Raw genomic sequence first — 25,314 nt, forward strand, 5'->3', positions numbered from 1 at the left:
TGGCGTACTTCTTATAGTGGGATTCTCTATTTTGATTAGCCCGTTCTCAGGGCCGCAGGCAATGATATGAGATCAAAATCACTTTACGATAGCACCTTTTTTCCCAGACTTTTTTCCATTGCTTTACCATTTGCGTTACAGCTGTTGCTGTACGCGGTATTAGGCCTGGTCGATATCATGATGGTCGGTCAACTCGGGGAGACTGAAGTGGCTGCGGTAGGACTCAGCAACCGGATTTTCTATTTTAATCTGGTATTGATCCTTGGAATCACAGGTGGCGTGAATGTACTGGCAGCACAGTATTATGGTAGTGGAGACGAAGCAGGGATCCGTCGTTGTGTTGTACAAGCCGTTATGGCTGCAACACTGATATCGTTGCCATTTATCGCGCTCTATAGCATCCATCCCAGACTGTTTTTGCACTTGGCGAGTGAAGACGCCCCGTTGGTATTGCTGAGCGCGGAATACATGCAGATAACCGGGGTATCATTGTTCTTCACGTGTTTGGTCGTGCCCATTGAAGCAGCGCTTCGCGCAACAGGAGATAGTAAAACACCCACCATAATTAGCCTAATCTCAGTAGCTCTGAATATTGCACTAAATTGGTTGTTAATTTTTGGCAACTTAGGGTTCCCAGAGCTTGGTGTTGCAGGCAGTGCTTGGGGAACAACCATCGCGCGATTTCTGCAAACTGTATGTATTGTGGGGCTCATCTGGAGGAAAAAACAATGGCTGATACCAACACAGAACGATGTTGAAAATGCGCTTAGTCGCAAGAACATTAGGCTGTTTGCTGCCATCGCTATTCCCGTGATGTTGCATGATGGAGGCTGGGCTTTAGGTACTTTAGTTTATGCTTTTATCTACGGCCAAATGGGCGTTGAAGCTTTGGCGATAATGAGCCTCTTGAGCCCACTCGAAAATTGCCTATACGCGTTTTTCCTTGGCTTTGCTTTAGCGTGTTCGACCATGCTCGGGCATGAGTTGGGCGCAAACCGATATCATCAGGCATGGTCACAATCAAAAGTGTTTTTATGGCTGGGCACTGGCGTTGCTGTGTTGGTCGGTATTGTCCTTTATTTACTGAGAGAGGAAATTGTGCCGCTGTTTGCTAAGCTGAACGAACAAACCCTAACAAATGCAATTTATGTGTTAGCCGTTCTCGCATCAGCACTGTGTATTAAAGTGTTTAATACAGTGGCAGTCATTGGTGTATTACGCAGTGGTGGTGATATCAAGTTTGCAGCGTTATTTAACCTTTTCTGTATGTGGTGTATAGGTATTCCATTGGTGTACCTTAGTGCTTTGCAATGGCTATGGCCTCTGTATTTGGTTTATCTGATCTCTATGACGGAAGAAGTGGTAAAAGCCGGGCTAGCCATCTATCGAGTGTTACAACGTAAATGGTTAAATAATCTAATATCTGAGGATAGAAAGGAGCTTTCTGAGCCGGAACCCAGTAAACAAACCGTAACCTCCAACTAAATTCCTTATTGATTAATTATTGTTCCATCTAATGGTGCGCACCAAATCGGTACATTTGTACTAATTTGGTGCGCTTTTTTTCGTTTCTGCATTGACCAAACCTTACACTTAAAACTCTTTAAAATTTATAAATATTAATATTATTCATAGGCTTAATGTTTGACCGCATAACAATGCAAGCTAGTTTAAACAGTCTGGAACACATTTTGCCTAAGCAGTGTACAAACATAATAAATTCACCATTTTTGTGAATTGATAATTTTTTAAGCACCTGCTTGGTGCGATTATTTATATTGCTGCATGGAGTGTAACGAGAATGACTCAAACTGTAAGTCAGGTATACGGAGCTGTACAAACCCTGACCCAAAGTTCCGACACCTTATTTTTATTGCTTGGCGCCATCATGGTATTTCTGATGCATTCAGGTTTTGCTTTTCTTGAGGTAGGGACCGTACGTCAAAAGAACCAAGTTAATGCGTTGGTTAAAATTTTGGCCGATTTTGGTGTTTCCGCCATAGCCTACTTCTTTATTGGCTATTGGATCGCGTATGGCGGTACTTTCTTTGCCGATGCGCAGACACTGTCTCAAGGTAATGGATATGAGCTTGTTAAATTCTTTTTCTTGCTAACGTTTGCTGCCGCTATACCAGCGATTGTCTCTGGCGGAATCGCCGAGCGCGCGCGTTTTTATCCTATCCTCATTGCGACATTTTTCACGGTAGGTATCGTTTATCCGCTGTTTGAAGGCATCATTTGGAACGGTAATTTTGGTATCCAAGATTGGTTTGAAGCAAGTTTTGGCTATGGATTCCATGACTTCGCAGGTTCAGTCGTTGTCCACGGAGTGGGTGGCTGGATTGCTCTCGTTGCCGTCATTTTCTTAGGTATGCGTAAAGGGCGTATTCGCGCAGGCAAACATACCAACTTTGCACCATCAAACATTCCATTCTTAGCGCTTGGTGCCTGGATTCTATGTGTGGGTTGGTTCGGCTTTAACGTAATGTCGGCTCAAGCTATTTCTGGAATCAGCGGTCTGGTCGCAATGAACTCATTGATGGCCATGGTTGGTGGCATTATTGCATCACTTATCGCGGGCAAAAATGACCCGGGCTTTATCCATAACGGCCCTCTGGCTGGATTAGTTGCCGTGTGTGCGGGCTCTGACCTTATGCATCCAATCGGTGCGCTGGTGACGGGTGCGATTGCGGGCGTGCTCTTTGTTTACCTGTTCACACATCTACAAAACAAAACCAAGATTGACGATGTGTTGGGTGTTTGGCCTCTTCACGGCATTTGTGGCGCATGGGGCGGCATTGCTGCGGGCATCTTTGGACAAACAGCGTTAGGCGGGTTAGGTGGTGTTAGCCTTGTTGTTCAGCTTATGGGAACCGTATTAGGTATTTCTATTGCTGTATTAGGTGCGTTGGCTGTCTATGGCGCAATTAACGCAGTTACGGGCATTAGATTGTCTGAAGAAGATGAATTTAATGGTGCCGACTTAGCTATCCACAAAATCTCTTCAACTAACGAAGATTAACAAAATGCAAAAGAGCGGCATTACGCCGCTCTTTTTATAGAGGTATTGTTCTTCTCGGTGACGAGCGTTTCAATACGTTCTAGCAATTTCCTTTTTTTGCCTGACCCGGAGGGCAGAATTTACCATGACCATCGTGTCTGTCATGATCATTGGTACCAACGCTCACTCTCACATCATCAATTTCACCTTCAACATTGGTCAATTGACAGCCCGCTAGAGTCGTAAGTAAGACAAGAGCCAGAGATACGTGTCTCATTGCTTTTCCTCTCAAAATATCATTTTATTATTGTTCATTACTACCATTGTCTAATCCATATTACTACAGCTGATATTGTTTCAGTGTTAAGCTAATGAAAAAGAACAACAAGGATCAGTTATGAATTTCCCGTATAGAAACATTGTAGTACTTACTGGGGCAGGTATCTCAGCAGAGTCCGGCATTCAAACATTTCGAGCTCAAGATGGCCTTTGGGAGAACCACCGTATTGAAGACGTGGCAACCCCTGAAGGATTTGAGCGAGATCCCGACCTTGTTCAGGCATTTTATAATCAACGTCGTAAAAAGCTACAGGACGAGGCGATACAGCCAAACGCCGCGCATCTCGCTTTAGGTCGCCTTGAGGCAGAGCTGGATGGCAAAGTGACCGTCATTACGCAGAATATCGATAATTTGCATGAAAGAGGCGGAAGCCACAATGTCATCCACATGCATGGTGAACTGCTCAAAGCCCGCTGTAGCGAATCGCATCAGGTGATAGAACACACTGAGGATATCGAAACTGGTGAGCTTTGCCACTGTTGTCAAATTCCGTCCCAAATGCGCCCTCACATTGTTTGGTTTGGCGAAATGCCTCTGCGCATGGGTGATATTTACGAAGCATTAGAACAAGCTGACTTGTTTATTTCTATTGGTACATCTGGTGTGGTGTATCCTGCGGCTGGATTTGTCCACGATGCAAAAATGCACGGCGCACATACTATCGAGATTAATCTGGAGCCAAGTGCAATAGAAAGTGAGTTCGAAGAGAAACGATACGGCAAGGCAAGTATCGAAGTACCAAAGTTGGTGAATGAAATTTTATCTTTAGAAGCAAAATAAAGCCTTCAAAAACAATAAAAGCGGCCAATTTAGTTGGCCGCTTTTTTCTTTATACTTTGACTGGTATTAGTTGTTTACTTTTAGCTTTTGGAAGTACTCATCGTACATCACACTCGCTTCACCAACTTCATCTTGCCAAGTACCGCTGTCCATCACTTCTTGCGGAGGGAAGATGCTTTGGTCGTTAACAAATTCTTTTGGAAGTAGGTCAAACGCCGTCTTAACTGGAGTAGGGTAACCAATCTCCAGTGCAATCTTAGCCGCATTCTCTGGACGCAGCAGGAAGTCGATCATCTTATGTGCGGCTTCCACGTTTTTAGCACCCGCAGGAATCGCAAGACTGTCCATCCAGAAGATTGTGCCTTTTTCTGGCCAGATGATATCAATGTTCGCGCCTTCCTCACGTGCCATGTAAGCAGAACCATTCCACAGCATGCCAAGAGAAACTTCACCCGCTAGGTATGGGTTAGCAGGGAAATCAGAGTTAAACACCAACACATTTGGCATCAATTTTTGCAGCTCTTCGTAAGCAGCTTTGATTTCATCAGGGTTTGTCGTATTTGGTGAGTAACCAAGTTTTGTCAATGCGATATGGAAAACTTCACGAGAATCGTCCATCAGCATTAATTGACCTTCCCACTTGCTATCCCAGAAGTCGTCCCATTTTGTGACGGATGACTTATCCAGCATATCCGCATTGATACCAATGCCTGTCGCACCCCAGATATAAGGGATAGAGTAGTTGTTATTTGGATCAAAAGGTTTGTTTAAGAAGTTAGGATCGATGTCGGCAAAATGGGATAACTTCTCTTTGTCAATCTCTTGAAGCATGCCTTCTTTGCGCATTTTAGATACGAAATAGGTAGACGGTACTACCAAGTCGTAACCAGAACCTTGTGTTTTTAACTTCGCGTACATGCTTTCGTTAGACTCGTAAGTCGAGTAAAGCACCTTGATTCCTGTTTCTTTTGTAAAGTCTTCAAGAACTTCGTTTGGAATGTATTCAGACCAGTTGTAGAAGTAGAGTTCTTGATCAGCCGCTATTGCTGGAGTAGCGAACAGAGTCGCTGCACATAGAGCGCTTGCGTAGAATTTACTTTTCATTTGTTTTCCGTTTTGTTTAGCGATTGGACAAATCAATACTAGCGGTAATGATTAAGTTGAACCAAATTGCATTAAGTACAATTCTGTCTATGAAATTCAATGCCTCTCACTCCATTGAGATGAAACGAGTCGAACCAAATAGACGTAGCAAGGTATAATTATATCAGTCAATTATAAAAATAGGCAGCCATTGCTGCCTATTTTCATTTTGGTCAATTTGCCTGCGGCAAATTCGATTACTGGCCAGCTTTTAGCTTAAGGAAGTAACCTTCGTATTTCACTGTCAGATCGCCCACAGAGTCTTGCCATTCAACACGGTCAAGGTCTTCTTGTGAAGGGAACAGAGGAGCAACGTCTTTAAACTTCTCGTTCGACGCTTTCACTGCGGTCAGGTAACCTGTGTCACGAGAAATCTGCTCTGCGATTTCAGGACGCAATAGGAAGTCGATCATCTTGTGCGCCGCTTCTACGTTTTTCGCACCAGAAGAGATAGCGAAGTTGTCAACCCAACCAATACCGCCTTCTTTCGGGAATACCAGTTTAAGGTTTAGACCTTCGTTTTGAGCTGCTGCTGCGCTGCCGTTCCAAAGCATGCCAACACCAACTTCACCGGACATGTATGGTGCACCTGGGTTGTCAGAGTTAAATAGAAGCACGTTAGGCATCAGCTTTTGTAGCTCTGCATACGCTTCGTCGATCTGTTTTGGATCCGTTGAGTTACCTGAATAACCTAGTTTACGCAGTGCAATGTGGAATACTTCACGCGTGTCGTCCATTAGCATCACTTGACCTTCAAGCTCTGGCTTCCATAGGTCAGCCCAGCTTTGGAAGTCGTTTGGATCGTACATGTCGGTATTGACAGCTAGACCAGTAATTGCAACAACGTGAGGAATAGAGTAGTCATTCTTAGGATCGAATGGCTTGTCCAGGTAGTTCTGGTCAAGGTTGCCGAAGTTTTTCAACTTAGATTTATCGATCTTTTGTAGCATACCTTCATCGCGCATTTTCGCTACGAAGTAAGTAGAAGGTACCACTAAGTCATAACCTTCGTTATGAGTTTTTAGCTTTGCATACAAAGTTTCGTTCGACTCATAAGTTGAGTAGATCACTTTGATACCAGTTTCTTTGGTAAATTGTTCCAGGAGATTACTGTTGATGTAAGGACCCCAGTTCATAAATACCAATTCATTATCGTCCGCTGCCACTGAACCTGAGAACAGAGAAAGCGCACATGCACTACCAGCTAATAAAGTAGCCCATTTTTTCATTGACGTTAGCTCCAAACCAAACGTTGTCCAAACTATTTTGGACGATAGATAGAAAAACAGAATGGCATGTAACCATTCTGTTTCGTGATGTTAACGGGTATTGATTTTACTTTACTTTTTCTCTTGCAAGCAACTGAGAAATCACCACAAGTACCAAAGAAACAATCAACATAACCGTTGCCAGGGCATTCACTTCCGGTGAAATACCCACTTTCACCATTGAGTAAATTTTCAATGGTAAGATTTCGTAGGTTGGGCCTGTCACAAACGAACTGATGATCACATCGTCCAAAGACAGGGTAAAGCTTAATAACCAACCTGCTGCAACCGCTGGTTTCGCCAGGGGAAGGATGATCTTCTTCAAGATAATCCATTCACTTGCACCAAGGTCTTTTGCTGCTTCCAACATTTTCACATCAAAGCCGTTCAAGCGGCTATAAACCGTTACCACAACAAATGGTAAACAGAAGGTGATGTGCGCAATCAACAGTGTAAAGAAACCAAGCTGTGCACCCAGTACTAAAAACAGCGCCAACAATGAAATTGCCATCACGATGTCTGGTGACATCATTACAACAAACAGCATGCCGTTTACTGCGCCTTTCCCTTTAAAGGAATAGCGGAATAGGGCAACTGCCGTCAAACTACCAATAATAGTAGCAGCTGTTGCAGAAAATACGGCAACATTTAACGAGTGCCACGCCGCCTGCATCAGGCTGTCGTTGTTAATTAAGGTTTCGTACCACTTAGTGGTAAATCCACCCCATTTCATGCCAAATTTATTCGCATTAAATGAGTTCACAATAAGCACGATGATTGGCAAATACAAAAATGCGTAAACCAGTGCCATAAAGCTAAATCTAACTGTGCGTCCCATTAGTCTAGCTCCACTTTCTTATTCAATAACTTACCTGCTCTATAGTAGGCGTATAGCATAATCGCCATGGCAATGGTGAGCGCAATACTGGTCGCAGCACCAAATGGCCAATCACGTGCATTCAGCACCTGGCTCTTGATTACGTTACCAATCAGCAGGTTCTTCGCGCCGCCCAGAAGGTCAGAGATATAGAACATGCCAAGCGCAGGAAGAAGCACCAACAAACAGCCACCGATGATGCCAGGCATCGTCAAAGGCAAAATAACTTTGGTAATCGTCTGAAACTTGTTCGCGCCCAAATCTTTCGCAGCTTCGATGTAGGTGTTGTCCAGCTTCTCAATTGCCGAGTAAAGCGGCAGAATCATAAATGGAAGCAAGATGTACACGAGACCAATCATGACTGCTGTTTCGGTATACATGAGTCGCAGTGGCTTATCGATGATTTCCATCGCCATCAGCGACTTATTCAAAATGCCTTGAGTACCCAAAACAATCTTTAAGCCGTATGTACGGATCAACGAGTTCGTCCAGAAGGGTACAATCACCAAAAACAGCATAAACGGACGCCATTTCTCTGGCATTTTCGCGACGATATACGCAAATGGGTAACCAATCACTAAACACAACAACGTCGCAATGATCGCCATGTAGAAAGAGTGCATGAGCACTTTCGCATACAGCGGATCCAACAGACGAACGTAGTTATCCAATGTAAAGGTGAGCTCGATTAGGTTCGCTTCGTCACGCGTTAAGAAACTCGTACCGATAATCATCAAGTTTGGCACCAACACAAACAGTGTCAGCCAACCAACAATTAGGGTAATGATTGCGTTCTGAAGATTAATCTTCTTGGTTATCATTGAGGACAACCTCCCAGCTCTCAACCCAAGTAATAGCGACTTTCTGGCCGAGTGAGTGGTCCACATCAGGATCATCTTCGTTAAAGAATTCGCTTACCATTACACGCATGCCTGAATCGAGTTCGATAACAGAATCTAGCGTCATACCTTTATAGGTACGTTCCGTCACGTGACCAACAATGCCTTTTTCTTCCGACTCTTTGATCTCTTCGATACGTAAGTCTTCAGGGCGGAGTAGAACTTGGAGTTTATCGCCAGCTTGTGCTTCGTCGTCGTAATAAACCACTGACTCAACACCTTCAATGTCAGCGCGAATGCGTTTTTCATCGATACGCTCTAACATGGTTGCATTGAATACGTTGATCTCGCCGATAAAGCGCGCAACAAACAGGTTTTTAGGCTCTTCGTAAATTTCACGTGGAGAACCATCTTGCTCAATGACACCGTCACGCATTACGATGATGCGGTCTGACATTGATAGCGCTTCTTCCTGATCGTGCGTCACAAAGATAAAGGTGATGCCTAGCTGGCGCTGCAATTGTTTAAGCTCAATCTGCATTTGCTTACGCAATTTGTAATCCAGTGCAGAAAGCGATTCATCAAGCAACAATACTTTTGGCTTGTTCACTACCGCACGAGCGATGGCAATACGCTGTTGCTGGCCACCTGAAAGTTGATGCGGTTTACGCTGAGCCATTTTTTCAAGACGCACCATACGTAACGCTTCCATGACTCGCGGTTCAATCTCTGCTGCAGGCGTTTTTTGCATACGAAGACCAAACGCAACGTTTTCATAAACAGTCATATGTGGAAATAGTGCGTAACTTTGGAATACGGTGTTGACGTGTCGTTGTTCAGCAGGAACCTGAGTAACATCTTGGTTATCCAAAATAATTTGACCGTTATCTACCGCCTCAAAGCCCGCGACCATGCGCAAAACGGTTGTTTTACCACAACCTGATGGACCAAGAATCGTTAGAAACTCACCATGATTAACATCCAGATTTAAATTGCTGATGATTTCCTTACCATCAAAACTCTTACTAATGCCAGATAAACGAATAACTGGATTTCCTGCTTGCTGTTTAGCGTTCAACGTCTGTATTTCTCCCACGTTCAAATTTGGGTTTACGCCAATTGATGTGACTTTAGCCATTCACTTTTGAGGCGCGCATCATAATCACCAAAATTGTGAAATCAAAGCATTTTTTAGTCTCGAATCAGAAAAAATTTTACGGGCAAAAGTCATCATTCCTTACCATACTGTTTTTAAAAGATTCGTCCGAATTTCAACAGCGTTTATAAGGGTTACAACTCTGCAACAATTGTTTTCAATTTCATGACCTTGTAGTGGCCAATTATCAACCAAATAATGGATATTGCAAGAATTGAGCGCGAGTTATGATTTTAGACGTGGCTAGAATTCTTTATAATGTCGGACACACTAATTGACTGGTATCCCAGTAAAAATTTCACAAGTGAATCTTGGATAATATATGAACAACGACTTTGAGAACGATTTCAACCTTGGAGGAAGTGTAGAGCGAGCTTTGTCTGGCAACTACGAGCTGAAAGCCGGAGCGGTTTTTAGCGAAGCATGGCGCGCCACCATTCAACACTTTTTGTCATTTTCTCCTGCGATTATCGTCTTGCTTTTGGTTCAGGTAGGCATTTTCTATATCGCATTGCAGCTACAACTGGGTGACCCAAGTGTCATTTTGGATGCAATACAAAACCCAGATTCTTTTTCAACCGACATTGTGTCTGCTGTTTATATCTCAAACTTTAGCTATGAAGTGATCAGCGCTCCGATTTACGCAGGCATCAGTTTAATGGCAATGAGTCACGTAGCAGGGCTAAAAACAAAACTTCGTCACGTGGGTAAAGGGTTACAATTCACAGTTCCGGTTATTCTGGCAACGTTAATGAGTCTGACTCTTCAAGGGCTCGTGGGAATGCTTCTAGCTCCGTTATCGTTATACCTTTCTCTGGCGTTCAGTCACTCTATCTTACTTATTTGTGAGAAACGCGTGCCGCCTATGCAATCGTTATTACTCTCACTACGAGCAGTAAACAAAAAGATTTTCGTCGTCGCCATCCTGTATCTTGGCGTGATGTTCATGTTTATTATTGCAGCCATGTTCTACGGCATCGGGCTTATTTTGGTGCTGCCATTCTTCTTCCACATGAAGGGCATACTTTACCGTGAGATGTTTGGTATAAAGCTTAAGATAGTCGCGAAAGAGAAAAACAATGATAATGATCACGACGGCAAATCTCAGGTCTTCGATGCGTAAAGTATCATTTCAATGACAATCAATGGCGGCTTACAAAGAGTCGCCATTTTTATATCAACACCAAACCCACGAGAAATGGCCTATCAGAAGCACAAGCTACGATTCAACTTGAATAAGAATCTGCGTGGGGAACCTCTCGTTTTGTTACTAATCACGTAACTTAACGCGGTAAAGGTGTTATAAGGATGCTCAGCATTGCTCAAACCAATATTGAGCACGAACACAATGACACAAACTAAAATAAATCAACGGTTCAAATGAAAAAGTTAAGCCTAAGTCTACTGGGTACAGCGGCGCTAATGTTAGCGGCACCTGCAACACAAGCTCAAGAATACATGTTTACCTATTCGAAGCTTTACACTCAGTTAAAGAATAACAACAAGGAAGGCCACGACGATGTAAAAGTCGGCGTATTTTTCGTTAACGCAGATACTAAGCAGCTGTGTAACATTGAAAAAGCCTGGATGGAAAAAGAAGAGCACTACGAAGAATTTGTTATTCCAGCCTCCAAAGAACTTCCGCTTCCAATCGATAAAAACCTAAAATCGGCGAATCCTTTAGTCTTCGTTCAGACTCCTATAGACACTCGCTGCGATTACTCATTGGTTGTTATGACGAAAGAGCCATTACAGGGTAACGTATCCTATGAACAGTTAGCGCCATTAATGCCTCAGATGCAAAGTATGTTAGAAGACTTAGGCGGCATGTTTGCTGGCTGGTTTACTCCTGATGTGCAAGGCGTGACGATGGAATTCAGCAATGGCCTGGATAGCACGATTTCATTCTCTAATGGAACAGAAAAGCCAATTGTAAATGGCAAAGTACAAGTTGCTTTGAGCGAGATCGGTGAGGATGGGACGATGACGCTGCCAGAGCCAACCATGCGAGTTCTGCCTTATCTACCGAAGGCAAAATAAGCCGTATCCATCTTATTGAAGAGCCGCAACAGCGGCTTTTTTCGTTTTAGGGTAAACAAAACATTGGATTTATCCGTTCTCAATTAAGACAAATATTTAATCCTAAGTAAAAAGACCGTATAATCCACGCCCCATAGAAAACCACCTTAGGAAGTCCTACCGTCGATTTTATCGGCGATGTGAGAGCTCGCAATGAACCAGAAAGATACAAGAAAAGAAACCCTTGAATTCAACAAGCTTCAGAAACGCCTGAGAAGAAATGTTGGAAATGCCATTACCGAATACAACATGATTGAAGATGGTGATGTTGTCATGGCATGTATAAGTGGTGGTAAAGATTCATTTGCGATGCTGGATATCCTGCTGAATCTTCAAAAAGCTGCTCCAATTAAGTTTGAAGTGGTTGCAGTAAACCTCGATCAGAAACAGCCAGGCTTCCCAGAACATATTCTTCCAGAGTATTTCGAAACGCTTGATATCCCTTACTACATCGTAGACAAGGATACTTACTCTGTTGTAAAAGAAAAAGTGCCAGAAGGTAAGACGACGTGTGGCCTGTGTTCACGTCTGCGTCGCGGTACACTTTATTCGTTTGCTGAGAAAATTGGTGCGACTAAGCTTGCTTTAGGTCACCACATGGATGACATCGTTGAAACCATGTTCCTAAACATGTTCCATGGTTCGCGTCTAAAGGCGATGCCTCCAAAGCTGCGATCGGATGATGGTCGAAATGTGGTTATCCGTCCACTGACGTACTGCCGTGAAAAAGATTTAATCAAATACGCAGAGCACAAAGATTTCCCAATCATTCCTTGTAACTTGTGTGGTTCTCAAGAGAACTTGCAACGCCAATCGATCAAAGCAATGTTGATTGAATGGGATAAGAAGACTCCTGGACGCGTCGAAGCGATTTTCAAATCAATTCAGAACGTAAGCCCAAGCCAATTGGCTGATAAAGAGTTGTTTGACTTTGTTAACCTTCCACTCGATCGCGAAGGTAACCGTGAAGAGTACGAGTTCAATGAAGCGGTAGTCTCTTCAACGAACATTGATGAATCTATGTTCATTGATGTGACAAACATCTGATTGAAATAAATTAAGAAAAGGAAGGCCGCAGTGCCTTCCTTTTTTAGTTTTGTACCCGATGAATAAAAATCCCCCTAAATGGGGGATTTTTGATAGCTATTGAATGGCTAGATTAAGTCGCCTCGTTTGGATCCAGTGGGCTGATGTAACCTTTTGGTTTCAATGCGAGAACATCACAGTTGATCTTATCAATCACATGCTCAGCCGTATTACCAATAAAGACGGCTGAAAGCCCTGTACGCCCTGTGGTTCCCAAAATAACCATCGCCGCATTTAAACGCTCCGCAGCCGCAGGGATAACATCTTCAGGCAATCCTTGCTCAACGATGGTTTGCTCTTCATTCAGCCCATGTTTTTGTCGAAGGGCTTTCATCGCGGTTAGGTGATGGCCACGAACGGCATCTGTGTACGTTGTTGGATCAAATTCTGGTAGCTCGATGGTGATATTCGCTGGCGTCACCGGATACGCGTTAACAAGGAACGGTTCGGCATTCAAACGGCCGGACATCTCTTTCAAACGTTCAACCATCGAGTCATTTAAGTCAATGTGCGTTTCGTTTTCAGAGCCAATGTGAACAGAAGCCAGAATATTAGCGTGCTCCGGCCAGTCCGCATTTTTGATAAGCAGTACCGGGATAGGGCACTTGCGCAACAAATGCCAGTCTGTAGGTGTGAAAATCACAGACTCTAAGACATCATGCTTTCGAGTGCCCTTGATCAACAGATCGTGACTGCCTGCAAACACTTCACCTATGATGGCTTCGTAAGGGCGATTGTGCCAAACCACACACACGTCAAAGTCAAAGCTGTCGTCTAAATATGGCTGAGCAATTTTCCGCATCCACTGCTCACGCTGATGGATAACGCCCCGGCGCATCGCATCTCGTTCATCCACCGATAACATTGAAGTCATGTCATAGGAAAAATCATAGATGGATAAAAAGAAAGTAATTCGGCTTCTTGATACGCTTTTTTGAGCTAATTGAACTGCTCTTGCGAGTGCCGGCTGATCATCACTATTGATGTTAGCAACAACTAGAATCTTACTGTATATACTCATATCTAAGCCCACTTTTATTGCAAGACCAATTACTGAATATAAAGTAAATCAGTATATTGGAGTACTCACTGTATATTTTTAATGTAGCTCAGTTTGAAGAAGATTTTGAGGACTTTTGAAGGGATTTTGCGAGAAACATGATGTGGCTCAGCTAAAAGCCACATCAAGTAATAGGAGAGGTTACTCTGTTGTGACGCCTGCAAGTTCCATTAGCGCATCGTGATCTAAGATAGTGATATATTTACCTTTTACACTTAAGATCTCAGATTTTTGGAAACGTCCCAACAGACGGCTGATCGTTTCAACGGTCAGACCAAGGTAGTTACCAATATCACCACGAGTCATCGTTAGGCGGAACTCTCTAGGACTAAAGCCACGTTGAGAAAAGCGTGTTGATAGGTTGTACAGGAATGCAGCCAGACGCTCTTCAGCGTTTTTCTTAGAAAGCAGCAGGATCATCTCCTGATCGCCTTTGATTTCGTTACTCATCAAACGCATAATTTGCTGACGTAGTTTAGGCATCTTACCTGACAAGTCATCTAGAATTTCGTAAGGAATTTCACAAACCATCGACGTTTCTAACGCTTGGGCAAAACTTGGGTGGCAGTCACCAGTAATCGCGTCAAAGCCCACGAGGTCACCAGCTAAGTGAAACGCCGTGATTTGCTCGTCGCCTTGTTCAGTGATTGTATAGCTCTTGATTGTGCCAGAACGGATAGCGTACAAAGACTTAAGCTCATCGCCCGCTTTGAATAGCTCTTGGCCTTTTTGAATCGGCTTTTTACGCTCAATGATTTGGTCAAGCTGATCAAGTTCAGATTCATTCAGAGTGAATGGGATACACAACTGACTGATGCTACAATCTTGGCAGTGAATTGCACAACCACCTGATTGGACACGCTTTGTTGCAGGTTTTTCAGAAATCATAACAACCTTTCACTATTTGATATACATCAATATTTTAGCACTGCTTAATCCTAAAGGATAGCAAAAATATTGTGGGTATAGACTTTCAAGTTATATGAAACCAAGCATTTGCATGGCACCCGCAGCAGTATACGTTCCATAACTAATAAGAATTAATGCAGAGATGTTTCTAAATATTAATGATTTTTGTAGTTTCTGAAAGTAGCTTGCCCCGTAACTCACAGCAAGCATCGAAGGAAGGGTCCCCACGCCAAAGGCGAGCATGATCAAACCACCGTTTACTGCACTTCCGGAAACAGCAGACCACGTCAATGCCGAATAAACCAAGCCACATGGTAGCCATCCCCAAACAAAACCGAACGGCAGTGCATGAATTGCGCTTTTTAACGGTAACAGGCTCTTTCCAGCAGGCGATATAAACTTCCAAAGGCTCTGACCGAGTTTTTCTACAACTAGTAGACCTTGCCACCATTTAGCCACATAAAGAGCGACTAAAATCATAAATATTGCTGCGACTAAGCGAAGCCACGCGAGAGAGTGCGCCAATCCGCTTAATTCACTCAATCCAGAAATAGCGCCACCGATAAGTGCACCAAACAAGGCGTAGCTGGATAATCGACCCATGTTGTAGAACAGTGGAATGAGGGGGGAACTTTTGTCATGTGACGAGCCCAGTGAGAGGAGAGATGCAATGCCACCACACATGCCCATACAGTGACCGGACCCAACGAGTCCGATCATTAATGCTCCAATAAAATCAGGATTCATAGAGAAAGTTACGATTTCTTATTGTCTGATTTGTCTTCTTCATCAAGAAGAATGTTGTGACCTTGACGCTCGAGATCTTCAAACTGATCACTGCGGACAGCCCAAAGGAAAATAGCGACAGCAACGCATACCAGAACAATGGCAATGGGAATTAAGATATATATGCTTTCCATGTTAGCTTTCTCTATTTATTTCTCTTTTAGAAGTCGCAACGAGTTGGATACCACGATAATTGAGCTTGCAGACATCCCGACAACGGCAACATACGGTGCAACTAATCCCGCAACCGCCAGCGGCAAAATTAACAGGTTGTAGCCCAAAGACCAAGCCAAGTTTTCTCGGATGATTTTTCTTGTACGAAGCGCAAGCAAACGAGCTTCTAATAATTTCTCCAGATTATCACCCAGTAGCGTCATATCAGCGGATGCTTTTGCTACGTCTGTACCACCGCCCATCGCTACCGACAGGTGAGCGCCAGCCAGTGTCGGCGCATCGTTGATACCATCACCAACCATCATGGTAATGTCATCACTATCCAGGCTCTTAAGATACGCGAGTTTGTCTTCTGGTTTTGCAGATGCGATCACATGGTCGATACCGATTTCATCCGCAACAGGCTGAGCATTTTGTATTGAATCGCCAGTAAGTAATGTGGTCTTGATACCTGCTTCGGCAAAACGCTGGATAAAGGCCTGACTTTCTTTACGAATTGGGTCGCGATAATAAAACGTCGCGGCATGTTCTCCGTTGACCGACAAATACACTGCGTTACTTTCATCACAGCCTTCATTGACGACAAACGCGGCGCTGCCGATTTTCACGTCTTTACCGTTCCATAAGCCTTCGATACCAGAGCCAATAACGTTTTTCACCTCTGACACAACCACATCTTCTTTCGAGTACTGCGCAAATGAACGGGCAATAGGGTGGTTAGCATGAGCTTCCAGTGCAGCGGCTAGTGCGAGACTTTCAGACTCGGAAATTTCACCAAAAACGCTCGTACGGCTGATTTCGATATCACCTTTTGTCAGGGTTCCAGTTTTATCGACGACAAGGTGATTCACTTTGCATAATGTTTCAAAAACGTGGCCCTTCCGCAGTAAAATACCGAAGTTACCCATTCTTGACGTCGCACAAGTCAACGCTGTTGGTGTTGCCAAAGACAGTGCACAAGGGCAGGTCGCTACCAACACTGACAGCATGATCCAGAACGCATCATCAGGTTTAGTTTGGTGCCAATACAACCAAGTACCTGCCGAAATAATCAGTATCGCACCAACAAAGTAACGCGCTACCACATCAGCGATTTCTGCAATTTTTGGTTTTGAATGCTGAGCTTCATCTTGCAGGCGTACAATGTTTGAAATGACGGAGTCCGCTTTAGAGCTCGTCACTTCAAGTTCAAACGATTCATCGCCGTTAAGCGTTCCTGCGAAAACAGCATCGCCTTCTTTCTTAACCACATGAACTGACTCACCGGTTAGCATGGATTCATCGATATGAATACGACCAGAAATGACTTTACCGTCGGCTGGAATATGCTCACCAGGCAGAACGCGAATGCGGTCTCCAATTTTCAGTGTCTTTACTGGGATTTGCTCGCCATCTAAAGTCGTCGCAATAGCTGGAATCAACTTAAGTAGATTACCACTTGCCGCTGCTGCTTTACGACGAGCACGCATCTCGAGGAAACGTCCTACAAGAAGGAAGAAAGTAAACATCGAAATCGATTCGAAAAAGACTTCTCCTTGCTCGGTAAACGTGGCGACCAGGCTGGCGACATAGGCAAAAATGAGGGCGATCGAGACGGGCACATCCATACCCAATGTGCGTCCTTTGATGCTTCGCCAGGCATTGAGATAGAAAGGAAGTGCAGAGTAGAGAAGCACAGGTGTGGCGAATATCAGGCTGACCCAGCGAAAGTAGTTTTTAAACTCTGGTTCCAGGTCACCAAAAACTTCCAGATACAACGCCACTGCAAGCATCATAACCTGCATGGTTGCAAGGCCTGCAATACCTAAACGGTAAAGGTATTGCTTCATCATTTGATGATAAGAGGCTTCTTGAACGTCCGCTTCAAATGGTGCGGCCTTGTAGCCCAACTTATGAATCGCGGCAAGCAACTCACTCAAACGAACTTGCGTTTTATCCCAAGCAAGTAAAGCGCGGTTTGTCGTTGTATTAACGCGAATAGAAACCAAACCTTTGGTGTTGGAGACTTGTTTTTCGATCAACCATGCACAAGCTGCGCAAGAGACACCATCCAGGGAGAGTGTCACTTCAGAAACATTGTCGTGATTACGTACAAACTCAGACTGGACATCTTCATTATCGTAGTGAATTAGCGCTTGAAGTTGCTCTGGTACGAGATCTGCTTTTTCAGCTGGCGCTGTGCGGTACTGGTAATAGGAGACGAGACCACTATCAATGATCGTTTGTGCCACCGTCTGACACCCAGGGCAGCACATATCACGGACTTCACCAAGTATTTCTACCTTAAAATCCGTGTTGGCTGGTACATCTTCACCGCAGTGATAACAGGATTTACACATAGGATTACTTCATCAAAACAGTGTCAGCGGCAGGAAACTCAACTTTACCTTGAATCATCCATTGCTTGTCGTGTGGTTGTAGCTCAATGAACCAAGGACCAAGGATATCTTCGTCTGGCGTTAATCGGTAATTACCAGAAGCGTCCGCAGTAATTAACTTCGAAAAGTCGCGATCAGGAAGTGTGCGATGAGTAAACGTGGCGGTTAAAGCTGGGTAGTGCGCCAACTCGCCTTTATCAAAGTGAATAACAACCGTGTTGCTATTAGACGAAATATGCGCGTTAAGATTCAGGTCACGAGCGACATTCATTTTACTGATGTCGATGTTAATCCCTTTACCTTTTTTATAGTAATCCTCGGCAACTAAAGAAACAGAGTTATTTGAGAAGATAACCACTGTCACGATTGTCCAGCCAATAACAATAAGAGGAAGGATAATCAGGAACCACGGCCAAAATTGTTTATACCAAGGCTTTACCATAAAAAAGTTCTCAACAGCTAAATGAAAAAATAGGAGGCTTTAAATTTAAAGGAAAGACAGCCCCTATGAAAGGGGCTGTTATTGCAATGTTACTGAATATCTTGGTTATTTACTCTCGGAGTTGCTTAAGCTCCAGACATATGATGCAACCAACTGGATCTTGTCTTCACCTAGAATATCTTTCCAGGCAGGCATGACACCAGAACGGCCATTCATAACAGTTTCAGTAACTGCTGCACGTGAATCACCAAACAACCAGTCTTGGTCAGTCAGGTCAGGCGCACCCACTGCTGGGTTACCTTTACCATCTGTACCGTGACACGCCGCACATACAACAAAGCGTGCTTTACCTGCTGCTGCTTCACGAGCATTCACTTTACGACCAGAAAGGCTAAGCGCGTAGCTAACCACTTCTTGAACGCCTTCTTCACCAAGCGCATCTTTCCATGCTGGCATTTGGCCAACACGACCATGCATGATGGTTGTTACGATTGCTTGCGGTTCACCGCCATACAGCCATGCGTTATCAGTCAGGTTAGGGAAACCTTGCTGACCACGTGCATCTGAGCCGTGACATTGTGAACAGTTTTGTAAGAACAAACGTTGACCAACTTTAAGCGCTTCAGGATCGTTAGCAATTTCCGGAACAGGGCGTAAGCCGTTTTCGTTGTGTGCTAGCTTACGGAAAGCTTCACCAAAGTAAGCATCCGCATCATCAAGCTCTTTAGCGTATTGGTTAAGTTGTTTGTTCTCTTGTGCCGCAGCGATGGCTTGTTTTGATTCCTCAAGTGAACGTACTTCTTGAGCCGAGCTCTCCCAGTTCAAAAAGCCTTTAAAGCTTCCTAAACCCGGGAACAGAGCAAGGTACACCGCAGAAAACACGAAAGTACTCACAAAAAGGTAAGTCCACCACTTAGGTAGCGGGTTGTTTAGCTCGCGAATACCATCGTACTCGTGGCCCATGTCAGCCCCTTCCTCGACGCCCATTTTATCTTTGGCGCACCAAGTCAGGAGGATTGCACAGCCTACTAGCGTACCGATAGTAATCACGATAATCCAGAGACTCCAGAATGTAGTCATTACTTCTTCACTCCTTGGTTATGTGGGGTCGCTTGTTCTTCGTCAGCAAAGACCAGGTAAGCATCTTCTTCGAAACGCGATTTACGTTTCTTGCTAAATGCCCACCATACAATGCCGATAAAACTGGCGAAGAGCACAACGGTATAAACACTATGAATCGTACCGAAATCCATACGTCCCCCTTACTTCATTGCATGACCAAGAGACTGAAGGTAAGCGATGATTGCATCCATCTCTGTTTTACCTTCTACTTCTTTAGTCGCATTCGCGATCTGTTCATCAGTGTATGGAACACCGAACTGATCACGGAACAACTCAAGTTTCTTCTGTGTCAAACTGCCGTCTAAGACGTTTTCAGCTAACCATGGGAAACCAGGCATGTTTGATTCTGGAACAAGTTCACGTGGATCAATTAGGTGAACACGGTGCCACTCGTCAGAATAACGACCACCTACACGAGCCAGATCTGGACCAGTACGCTTAGAACCCCAAAGGAAAGGGTGTTCCCAAACGCTTTCACCAGCGACAGAGTAGTGACCGTAACGCTCAGTTTCTGAACGGAAAGGACGTACCATCTGGCTGTGACAAACGCTACAACCTTCACGGATGTATAGATCACGACCTTCCAATTCAAGAGGTGTGTAAGCGCGTAGGTTTTCTACAGGCTCAGTAGTTTGTTTTTGGAAAATCAGAGGCGTGATTTCAACAAGCGCGCCCCAACTGATAGCAAAAACAATAAAAATAGCCAACAAACCGACATTACGTTCTAGGAATTCATGGCGATTATTAGAATTATTACTCATTCTTTAAATCTCCTTATGCCGGATGTGGGATAGCCTTAAGGCTCTCTTTAGGTGCAGTCACTGTTTTGTACGTGTTGTATGCCATTAGAATCATACCTGATAGGAAGATTAAACCACCTAGGAAACGTACAAAATAGAATGGGTATGACGCTTGTACCGACTCAACAAAGCTGTAAGTCAGAGTACCGTCAGAGTTAACTGCGCGCCACATTAGGCCTTGCATAACACCAGAGATCCACATCGCTACGATGTATAGAACCGTACCGATTGTTGCTAACCAGAAATGCACGTTAACCAAACCAACTGAGTACATACGCTCTTGGCCGAACAGGCGAGGTACCAAGTGGTAAACTGAACCGATAGACACCATAGCAACCCAACCCAAAGCACCAGAGTGAACGTGACCAATGGTCCAGTCGGTGTAGTGAGAAAGTGCGTTTACTGTCTTGATTGCCATCATTGGGCCTTCGAAGGTAGACATACCGTAGAAAGACAACGACACAATTAGGAAACGTAGGATAGGGTCATAACGAAGTTTATGCCAAGCACCAGACAGCGTCATGATACCGTTGATCATACCACCCCAAGATGGAGCAAATAGAACCAATGACATCACCATACCCAAAGACTGAGTCCAGTCAGGTAGAGCAGTATAGTGAAGGTGGTGAGGACCAGCCCAAATGTATAGAGAGATCAATGCCCAGAAGTGAACGATAGATAAACGGTAAGAATAAACAGGACGTTCAGCTTGTTTAGGGACGAAGTAGTACATCATACCTAGGAAACCAGCGGTCAGTAGGAAACCTACCGCATTGTGTCCATACCACCATTGAACCATCGCATCCACTGCTCCAGAATAAATCGAGTACGATTTAGTCAAGGAAACAGGAACTGCCATGCTGTTCACGATGTGAAGTACTGCTACGGTGATGATAAACGCGCCGAAGAACCAGTTCGCCACATAAATGTGGGAGGTCTTACGTTTTACCAATGTTCCGAAGAACACCACTGCGTACGAAACCCATACAATCGCGATTGCGATATCAATAGGCCATTCTAGCTCAGCGTACTCTTTAGAGGTGGTCATCCCCTGTGGTAGAGTAATTGCTGCGGCTAAGATGATTAATTGCCAACCCCAAAAGGTGAAGGCAACGAGTGGGCCACCAAAAAGACGTGTTTGACAAGTACGCTGAACAACATAATAAGATGTTGCGAACAGAGCACTGGTACCAAACGCAAAAATTACCGCATTAGTATGCAGCGGACGTAAACGACTGTACGTCAACCACGGCGTATCAAAGTTTAGCTGTGGCCAAACTAATTGAGCGGCAATCAAAACACCACCAGCCATACCAACTATGCCCCATAAAATGGTCACAAGGGTAAATTGGCGAACGACTGTATAGTTGTAGTTTTGTTCAAGCTGCTTTACTTGGCTCATTATGCATGCTTCCAATTTCTAATTAACTACACTTTTACTTCCAACACGACTTGCGTCGTAACACCACCCAAGTAAACTCTAGAATTCAAGTGTTATCATCACTTTATTTCCATTGCTGACTTTAATAAAAAGTGGCATTTTCAGCTCGACACTATACTTGAATTAACAATTCAATGACAGGGTAGTAACCTTAATGAAGCTCGGGAACACATTTTTTATTTAAAAAGTTTGAAGTTTGTAACAAGGATATTGGTATTTATGCCGGCACAAAAGTTAACAAAGGCGAGACTCGCACAAATCTTAATCATGCTCAGTGTTTTAGTTGGCGCATTTTTATGGCGAACCTTTACCCACGAGACGCCCAAAAGCATCGACTGCTCACAAAAAGAGCGATGTGAATTAACAATATCGGGGGAAAGAATCACAATTAATCGTGACTCAAAGGGAATTTCAATCGAAACGCTAGAAAGTAGCACTCTGAAAATTGATCTAGATCAATCAGGTGAATTTATTAATGTAAAGGACATTAATCAAAATATTGAATGGAAGTCTATTTCACCAAGCAAAGTTATTAAGCTTAGCGTAAATCAAAATATTGTCTTAGTGCATTTATAAATTGGAGATCAGCCGCGATAATTGGAATTTGTTTAAGAAAATTAAACCTTCTTACTTAGTGAAAATCGGTAGGAGTGGTATAACAACAGTGTCATGAACAATATTAAAAGCGTATGCAGTGCCAATCAGTTTTTACTCATATCACAGATGAACATTCAGCCGTTAAAAAGCTGCGTTCTGAGTTGACTCAAAAGAACCCAGCATACGTCATCTGTTATTACACAGAAGAGTATGACTCTGAGCTAATACGTACAGCTCTGCTCAAGAATTTTCCTGATACGCCTTTCCATGGAGCCAGTTCTTGCCAAGCGGTAATGACAGACCAAGGTTTTCATTCCGGGCCAGTTATCGCGGCATTGGCTATTTACGATCACGGCCCACATGCATACGGTACTGGCATTTCTCACTGCACTCAAAACGAGGGCGTCATGCACGCGTTGGATATGGCACTTGAAGATGCCGATCGAGTAGGGGAAATACCTGACTTAATCCTTCTCCACGCGACGCCTGGCAGAGAAGAATCAATAATCGAATCTATCGATCAAAGGTTTGGCACACTAGTACCGATTATTGGTGGTTCGGCAGCCGATAATAATATTAAAGGAAACTGGTCCATTATTACCGCGCAAGGCCAACAACAATCAGGCGTGAGCCTCACTCTATTCTATTCCTCACAACATGTAGATATCGCTTTTAGTGCTGGACACACCTCGACCAACATCAAAGGTATTGCCACTAAAACCGAAGGACGTTGTCTGTTAGAAATTGACGGTGAGCCTGCACTAGAGCGCTATAGACAATGGACCAATCACCAGCAAAATCAAACAGGTAAGGACAACCTGCTATTCACTAACTCCAGCGCATACCCAATCGGAAGAGTCGCAGGTCATTTGTACGATCGGCCTTACTACAAACTATCTCACCCAATAAGAGAAACCGCCGATGGAGGCATCGAACTCTTTACCGATATTGACGAAGGAGAAGAGATCACTTTAATGAAAGGGAGTCGGGAACACCTGCTTGCCAGAGCGGCAAAAGTTGTGAATATCGCCTTCAACCAAAAACTAGAAGAGTCTCGTAAAATTGGCGTCATCAACATCTTTTGCGCAGGGCCCATGTTGCACTTGAAGCAAGACATGAACAGCGTTTGTGAACAAATCAACCAAGAACTGGAACACCTGCCATTTATATGCCCATTTACCTTTGGCGAACAAGGAAGATTTATTGGTGGCGAAAATGGACATGGGAACCTAATGATCTCATCAGCGATATTCCATAAGCCTTATGAAAGATAAATATTTAGAGACCTACCAGCAAGAAGCTTTGCAGGAAGCGTTGGTTGAGTTACAACAAGCCAAGCATAGAGAAAAATTGCTCGCTGACGAGAACAAAGCCATTCTTTCGGCAATATCAGCCATGAGCGAAGCCAAAAACCGCAATGAAATCTTCTCTGGCTTAAATACGGTCTTAAAAAAATACATTAACTTTGAAGACTTTATCGTTATTACTCGTGACGATAACAGGCAATCATTCAAAACGTTAATATCAACGAACAGCGTATTCGATACGGTTAATTGGTTACACGGTAACACCATGGAGCGGGCGCTAAATGGTGAATGTATATTACTGTTCGAACCATTAAGGTTGGGCGAGTTCTCTAACTTAAATATATTCGTCAAGAACCACGTAAACTCTGTCATTCTGACTGGCATTCGCTCTGAAGTGACTCAAAATATAATCCTATTAATTGGAGCACAAAAAGGGCACTTCAGTATTGAAAACAAAGAAACACTTCGACGCTTTCGCCCTCTAATAGAACGAGCGGTAATAGACATCGAGACCAAAGAGAAGTTACAACGTATCGTTGATGTACGTACAACAGAGCTAGCTAAAGCACGCGAAGAAGCTGAACTCGCAAACCAATCTAAGTCCGAGTTTCTGGCCATGATGAGCCATGAAATCCGAACGCCGCTTAATTCCGTTCTGGGTATGCTTGATATACTAAGGCAATCAACATTATCCAACGAGCAGTTCGAAGCGCTGTGTCAAATGGAGAGCTCTGCGGAACTGCTTCTCGCCATCATAAGTGACATCCTGGATCTCTCTAAAATCGAGTCGGGTAGCTTTCAGTTACATGAACAGTGGACCAATTTAAGTGACGCTGTGACGTTTGTTATTTCCCAGCAAAAACAAATAGCTATCAGTAAAAACCTCAACTTCAACCTTGATTGCCGCATACCGCCAGACAAACAGTATTGGATTGATTCGACCAGGTTATCTCAGGTCTTATTTAATCTTATCGGTAACGCGATTAAATTCACTGACAGCGGTACAGTGAGCGTTTCGGTTTTGGAGCAGAAAGACGAGTTAATAATTTCCGTCTCTGACACGGGCATTGGTATATCAAAAGCCAAACAAGCTCGTTTATTCACGGCTTTTCATCAAGGTGACAGATCGATAACCAGACGTTTCGGAGGAACAGGATTAGGCCTGGCCATCACCAAACATTTAGTGGAGATGATGCGCGGAACCATCATAGTTGATAGTAAAGAACACGTGGGCTCGTCATTCACTATAAAGATTCCGGTATTGACCAGGCTTCATCAGAATCGTCCTGTAAAAATTGAAGCAAACAGCCCAGTCAAAGCATTAAATTTACTTGTGGTTGAAGATACGCATTCAAACCAGCTCGTGATTAAATTAATTCTCAACAAGTTAGGACATAACGTTCACATCTCAAGCCATGGCGAAGAAGCACTGGCATTTCTGGAAGATAACAGCGACTCAATCGACATTATACTTATGGATGTATCGATGCCAGTCATGGACGGCATTACCGCAACGCGCTTGATCCGAGAGAAAGGCATCACGATTCCAATCATCGCATTAACAGCACACGCTTTAGAAAGTGACCGTGACAAATGCTTAGAAGCCGGTATGGACAGCTTCATTTCCAAACCAGTCCGTAGACAAGACATCTATGAAGCCATTCAAGTGTTTGTAGAAAATGATTAGCCTTAATATAGATCTTAACAATCGATAGATTATTAAGATCTA

The 25,314-nt window shown here is 43.8% G+C and carries 25 protein-coding genes; 9 read left to right on the forward strand and 16 right to left on the reverse strand.

From position 1 onward, the window contains the following. Window positions 1-66: 66 nt before the first annotated feature. Window positions 67-1,485, forward strand: coding sequence for an MATE family efflux transporter (locus tag VEJY3_RS07405; protein ID WP_014231821.1), 1,419 nt, complete (start codon window positions 67-69; stop codon window positions 1,483-1,485). Between the two features lie 316 nt (window positions 1,486-1,801). Further along, complete coding sequence (locus VEJY3_RS07410) at window positions 1,802-3,022, forward strand: ammonium transporter (protein WP_014231822.1); 1,221 nt, start codon at window positions 1,802-1,804, stop codon at window positions 3,020-3,022. Between the two features lie 79 nt (window positions 3,023-3,101). Here the strand turns inward: VEJY3_RS07410 and VEJY3_RS25800 are convergent, their stop codons facing one another. Beyond that, entirely contained in the window at window positions 3,102-3,278 is a 177-nt protein-coding gene (locus VEJY3_RS25800; RefSeq protein WP_014231823.1) for a hypothetical protein, read from the reverse strand. 120 nt (window positions 3,279-3,398) lie between these two features. Here VEJY3_RS25800 and cobB point away from each other — a divergent pair, with 120 nt between their 5' ends. Then, entirely contained in the window at window positions 3,399-4,121 is a 723-nt protein-coding gene (gene cobB / locus VEJY3_RS07415; protein ID WP_014231824.1) for a Sir2 family NAD+-dependent deacetylase, read from the forward strand. Between the two features lie 66 nt (window positions 4,122-4,187). Here cobB and VEJY3_RS07420 read toward each other — a convergent pair whose 3' ends face one another. From VEJY3_RS07420 to potA, 5 genes are all read right to left on the reverse strand, one after another. Beyond that, on the reverse strand, window positions 4,188-5,225 hold the full coding sequence (locus VEJY3_RS07420) for an extracellular solute-binding protein (RefSeq protein ID WP_014231825.1): 1,038 nt from the start codon (window positions 5,223-5,225) through the stop codon (window positions 4,188-4,190). Between the two features lie 236 nt (window positions 5,226-5,461). Continuing rightward, window positions 5,462-6,493 carry an extracellular solute-binding protein gene (locus tag VEJY3_RS07425; RefSeq protein ID WP_014231826.1) on the reverse strand — a complete coding sequence of 344 codons (1,032 nt, stop codon included), beginning with the start codon at window positions 6,491-6,493 and terminating at the stop codon, window positions 5,462-5,464. Window positions 6,494-6,599: 106 nt separating this feature from the next. Beyond that, on the reverse strand, window positions 6,600-7,370 hold the full coding sequence (potC, locus tag VEJY3_RS07430) for a spermidine/putrescine ABC transporter permease PotC (RefSeq protein ID WP_014231827.1): 771 nt from the start codon (window positions 7,368-7,370) through the stop codon (window positions 6,600-6,602). After that, a complete protein-coding gene (gene potB / locus VEJY3_RS07435) occupies window positions 7,370-8,230 on the reverse strand; it encodes a spermidine/putrescine ABC transporter permease PotB (RefSeq protein ID WP_014231828.1) in 861 nt (286 codons plus the stop codon). Before potB ends, potC begins: the two co-directional genes overlap by 1 nt. Next, complete coding sequence (potA, locus tag VEJY3_RS07440; protein ID WP_162470574.1) at window positions 8,211-9,386, reverse strand: spermidine/putrescine ABC transporter ATP-binding protein PotA; 1,176 nt, start codon at window positions 9,384-9,386, stop codon at window positions 8,211-8,213. The genes potB and potA overlap by 20 nt, the downstream gene beginning before the upstream one ends. A gap of 340 nt (window positions 9,387-9,726) precedes the next feature. Between potA and VEJY3_RS07445 the strand changes: the two genes are divergently transcribed. From VEJY3_RS07445 to ttcA, 3 genes are all read left to right on the forward strand, one after another. Continuing rightward, complete coding sequence (locus VEJY3_RS07445; protein ID WP_014231830.1) at window positions 9,727-10,527, forward strand: hypothetical protein; 801 nt, start codon at window positions 9,727-9,729, stop codon at window positions 10,525-10,527. Between the two features lie 257 nt (window positions 10,528-10,784). Continuing rightward, the gene (locus tag VEJY3_RS07450) at window positions 10,785-11,444 is read left to right on the forward strand and encodes a DUF2987 domain-containing protein (RefSeq protein ID WP_014231831.1); all 660 of its coding nucleotides are present in this window, start codon (window positions 10,785-10,787) and stop codon (window positions 11,442-11,444) included. Between the two features lie 192 nt (window positions 11,445-11,636). Further along, window positions 11,637-12,530, forward strand: a complete 894-nt coding sequence (ttcA, locus tag VEJY3_RS07455) for a tRNA 2-thiocytidine(32) synthetase TtcA (RefSeq protein ID WP_014231832.1) — start codon at window positions 11,637-11,639, stop codon at window positions 12,528-12,530. A gap of 112 nt (window positions 12,531-12,642) precedes the next feature. Here the strand turns inward: ttcA and uspE are convergent, their stop codons facing one another. The 10 genes from uspE to ccoN all read right to left on the reverse strand — a co-directional run bounded on the left by uspE (window position 12,643) and on the right by ccoN (window position 21,642). After that, window positions 12,643-13,590: a universal stress protein UspE gene (gene uspE, locus VEJY3_RS07460; protein WP_014231833.1), complete on the reverse strand. Its 948-nt coding sequence runs from the start codon at window positions 13,588-13,590 to the stop codon at window positions 12,643-12,645. A 180-nt stretch (window positions 13,591-13,770) separates the two neighbouring features. Next, on the reverse strand, window positions 13,771-14,517 hold the full coding sequence (locus tag VEJY3_RS07465; protein ID WP_014231834.1) for an FNR family transcription factor: 747 nt from the start codon (window positions 14,515-14,517) through the stop codon (window positions 13,771-13,773). A 90-nt stretch (window positions 14,518-14,607) separates the two neighbouring features. Then, window positions 14,608-15,285: a sulfite exporter TauE/SafE family protein gene (locus VEJY3_RS07470; protein ID WP_014231835.1), complete on the reverse strand. Its 678-nt coding sequence runs from the start codon at window positions 15,283-15,285 to the stop codon at window positions 14,608-14,610. 8 nt (window positions 15,286-15,293) lie between these two features. Beyond that, window positions 15,294-15,458: a cbb3-type cytochrome oxidase assembly protein CcoS gene (gene ccoS / locus VEJY3_RS07475; protein ID WP_014231836.1), complete on the reverse strand. Its 165-nt coding sequence runs from the start codon at window positions 15,456-15,458 to the stop codon at window positions 15,294-15,296. Between the two features lie 15 nt (window positions 15,459-15,473). Then, window positions 15,474-17,837 (reverse strand): heavy metal translocating P-type ATPase metal-binding domain-containing protein, encoded by a 2,364-nt coding sequence (locus VEJY3_RS07480; RefSeq protein ID WP_014231837.1) that lies wholly within the window; start codon window positions 17,835-17,837, stop codon window positions 15,474-15,476. A 4-nt stretch (window positions 17,838-17,841) separates the two neighbouring features. Then, the gene (locus VEJY3_RS07485; RefSeq protein WP_014231838.1) at window positions 17,842-18,318 is read right to left on the reverse strand and encodes a FixH family protein; all 477 of its coding nucleotides are present in this window, start codon (window positions 18,316-18,318) and stop codon (window positions 17,842-17,844) included. Window positions 18,319-18,423: 105 nt separating this feature from the next. After that, a complete protein-coding gene (gene ccoP / locus VEJY3_RS07490) occupies window positions 18,424-19,398 on the reverse strand; it encodes a cytochrome-c oxidase, cbb3-type subunit III (protein ID WP_014231839.1) in 975 nt (324 codons plus the stop codon). Then, on the reverse strand, window positions 19,398-19,571 hold the full coding sequence (locus VEJY3_RS07495; protein ID WP_014231840.1) for a CcoQ/FixQ family Cbb3-type cytochrome c oxidase assembly chaperone: 174 nt from the start codon (window positions 19,569-19,571) through the stop codon (window positions 19,398-19,400). Before VEJY3_RS07495 ends, ccoP begins: the two co-directional genes overlap by 1 nt. Window positions 19,572-19,580: 9 nt before the next feature. Continuing rightward, window positions 19,581-20,201 carry a cytochrome-c oxidase, cbb3-type subunit II gene (ccoO, locus tag VEJY3_RS07500; protein ID WP_014231841.1) on the reverse strand — a complete coding sequence of 207 codons (621 nt, stop codon included), beginning with the start codon at window positions 20,199-20,201 and terminating at the stop codon, window positions 19,581-19,583. A gap of 13 nt (window positions 20,202-20,214) precedes the next feature. Next, window positions 20,215-21,642 (reverse strand): cytochrome-c oxidase, cbb3-type subunit I, encoded by a 1,428-nt coding sequence (gene ccoN, locus VEJY3_RS07505; RefSeq protein WP_014231842.1) that lies wholly within the window; start codon window positions 21,640-21,642, stop codon window positions 20,215-20,217. 258 nt (window positions 21,643-21,900) lie between these two features. Between ccoN and VEJY3_RS07510 the strand changes: the two genes are divergently transcribed. The 3 genes from VEJY3_RS07510 (at window position 21,901) to VEJY3_RS07520 (ending at window position 25,272) form a co-directional block, all read left to right on the forward strand. Next, window positions 21,901-22,257, forward strand: coding sequence for a hypothetical protein (locus VEJY3_RS07510; protein WP_014231843.1), 357 nt, complete (start codon window positions 21,901-21,903; stop codon window positions 22,255-22,257). A 113-nt stretch (window positions 22,258-22,370) separates the two neighbouring features. Next, the gene (locus VEJY3_RS07515) at window positions 22,371-23,552 is read left to right on the forward strand and encodes an FIST signal transduction protein (RefSeq protein ID WP_014231844.1); all 1,182 of its coding nucleotides are present in this window, start codon (window positions 22,371-22,373) and stop codon (window positions 23,550-23,552) included. Further along, window positions 23,542-25,272 (forward strand): ATP-binding protein, encoded by a 1,731-nt coding sequence (locus VEJY3_RS07520; protein ID WP_014231845.1) that lies wholly within the window; start codon window positions 23,542-23,544, stop codon window positions 25,270-25,272. The genes VEJY3_RS07515 and VEJY3_RS07520 overlap by 11 nt, the downstream gene beginning before the upstream one ends. Window positions 25,273-25,314: the final 42 nt, after the last annotated feature.

Source organism: Vibrio sp. EJY3 (genome assembly GCF_000241385.1).
Taxonomy (GTDB): domain Bacteria; phylum Pseudomonadota; class Gammaproteobacteria; order Enterobacterales; family Vibrionaceae; genus Vibrio; species Vibrio natriegens.

Excerpts from the sequence above, each read along its gene's own strand:
- VEJY3_RS07405 (WP_014231821.1), top strand. The coding sequence starts at position 67 with ATGAGATCAAAATCACTTTACGATAGCACCTTTTTTCCCAGACTTTTT.
- VEJY3_RS07410 (WP_014231822.1), top strand. The coding sequence starts at position 1,802 with ATGACTCAAACTGTAAGTCAGGTATACGGAGCTGTACAAACCCTGACC.
- VEJY3_RS25800 (WP_014231823.1), bottom strand. The coding sequence starts at position 3,278 with ATGAGACACGTATCTCTGGCTCTTGTCTTACTTACGACTCTAGCGGGC.
- cobB (WP_014231824.1), top strand. The coding sequence starts at position 3,399 with ATGAATTTCCCGTATAGAAACATTGTAGTACTTACTGGGGCAGGTATC.
- VEJY3_RS07420 (WP_014231825.1), bottom strand. The coding sequence starts at position 5,225 with ATGAAAAGTAAATTCTACGCAAGCGCTCTATGTGCAGCGACTCTGTTC.
- VEJY3_RS07425 (WP_014231826.1), bottom strand. The coding sequence starts at position 6,493 with ATGAAAAAATGGGCTACTTTATTAGCTGGTAGTGCATGTGCGCTTTCT.
- potC (WP_014231827.1), bottom strand. The coding sequence starts at position 7,370 with ATGGGACGCACAGTTAGATTTAGCTTTATGGCACTGGTTTACGCATTT.
- potB (WP_014231828.1), bottom strand. The coding sequence starts at position 8,230 with ATGATAACCAAGAAGATTAATCTTCAGAACGCAATCATTACCCTAATT.
- potA (WP_162470574.1), bottom strand. The coding sequence starts at position 9,386 with ATGGCTAAAGTCACATCAATTGGCGTAAACCCAAATTTGAACGTGGGA.
- VEJY3_RS07445 (WP_014231830.1), top strand. The coding sequence starts at position 9,727 with ATGAACAACGACTTTGAGAACGATTTCAACCTTGGAGGAAGTGTAGAG.
- VEJY3_RS07450 (WP_014231831.1), top strand. The coding sequence starts at position 10,785 with ATGAAAAAGTTAAGCCTAAGTCTACTGGGTACAGCGGCGCTAATGTTA.
- ttcA (WP_014231832.1), top strand. The coding sequence starts at position 11,637 with ATGAACCAGAAAGATACAAGAAAAGAAACCCTTGAATTCAACAAGCTT.
- uspE (WP_014231833.1), bottom strand. The coding sequence starts at position 13,590 with ATGAGTATATACAGTAAGATTCTAGTTGTTGCTAACATCAATAGTGAT.
- VEJY3_RS07465 (WP_014231834.1), bottom strand. The coding sequence starts at position 14,517 with ATGATTTCTGAAAAACCTGCAACAAAGCGTGTCCAATCAGGTGGTTGT.
- VEJY3_RS07470 (WP_014231835.1), bottom strand. The coding sequence starts at position 15,285 with ATGAATCCTGATTTTATTGGAGCATTAATGATCGGACTCGTTGGGTCC.
- ccoS (WP_014231836.1), bottom strand. The coding sequence starts at position 15,458 with ATGGAAAGCATATATATCTTAATTCCCATTGCCATTGTTCTGGTATGC.
- VEJY3_RS07480 (WP_014231837.1), bottom strand. The coding sequence starts at position 17,837 with ATGTGTAAATCCTGTTATCACTGCGGTGAAGATGTACCAGCCAACACG.
- VEJY3_RS07485 (WP_014231838.1), bottom strand. The coding sequence starts at position 18,318 with ATGGTAAAGCCTTGGTATAAACAATTTTGGCCGTGGTTCCTGATTATC.
- ccoP (WP_014231839.1), bottom strand. The coding sequence starts at position 19,398 with ATGACTACATTCTGGAGTCTCTGGATTATCGTGATTACTATCGGTACG.
- VEJY3_RS07495 (WP_014231840.1), bottom strand. The coding sequence starts at position 19,571 with ATGGATTTCGGTACGATTCATAGTGTTTATACCGTTGTGCTCTTCGCC.
- ccoO (WP_014231841.1), bottom strand. The coding sequence starts at position 20,201 with ATGAGTAATAATTCTAATAATCGCCATGAATTCCTAGAACGTAATGTC.
- ccoN (WP_014231842.1), bottom strand. The coding sequence starts at position 21,642 with ATGAGCCAAGTAAAGCAGCTTGAACAAAACTACAACTATACAGTCGTT.
- VEJY3_RS07510 (WP_014231843.1), top strand. The coding sequence starts at position 21,901 with ATGCCGGCACAAAAGTTAACAAAGGCGAGACTCGCACAAATCTTAATC.
- VEJY3_RS07515 (WP_014231844.1), top strand. The coding sequence starts at position 22,371 with ATGCAGTGCCAATCAGTTTTTACTCATATCACAGATGAACATTCAGCC.
- VEJY3_RS07520 (WP_014231845.1), top strand. The coding sequence starts at position 23,542 with ATGAAAGATAAATATTTAGAGACCTACCAGCAAGAAGCTTTGCAGGAA.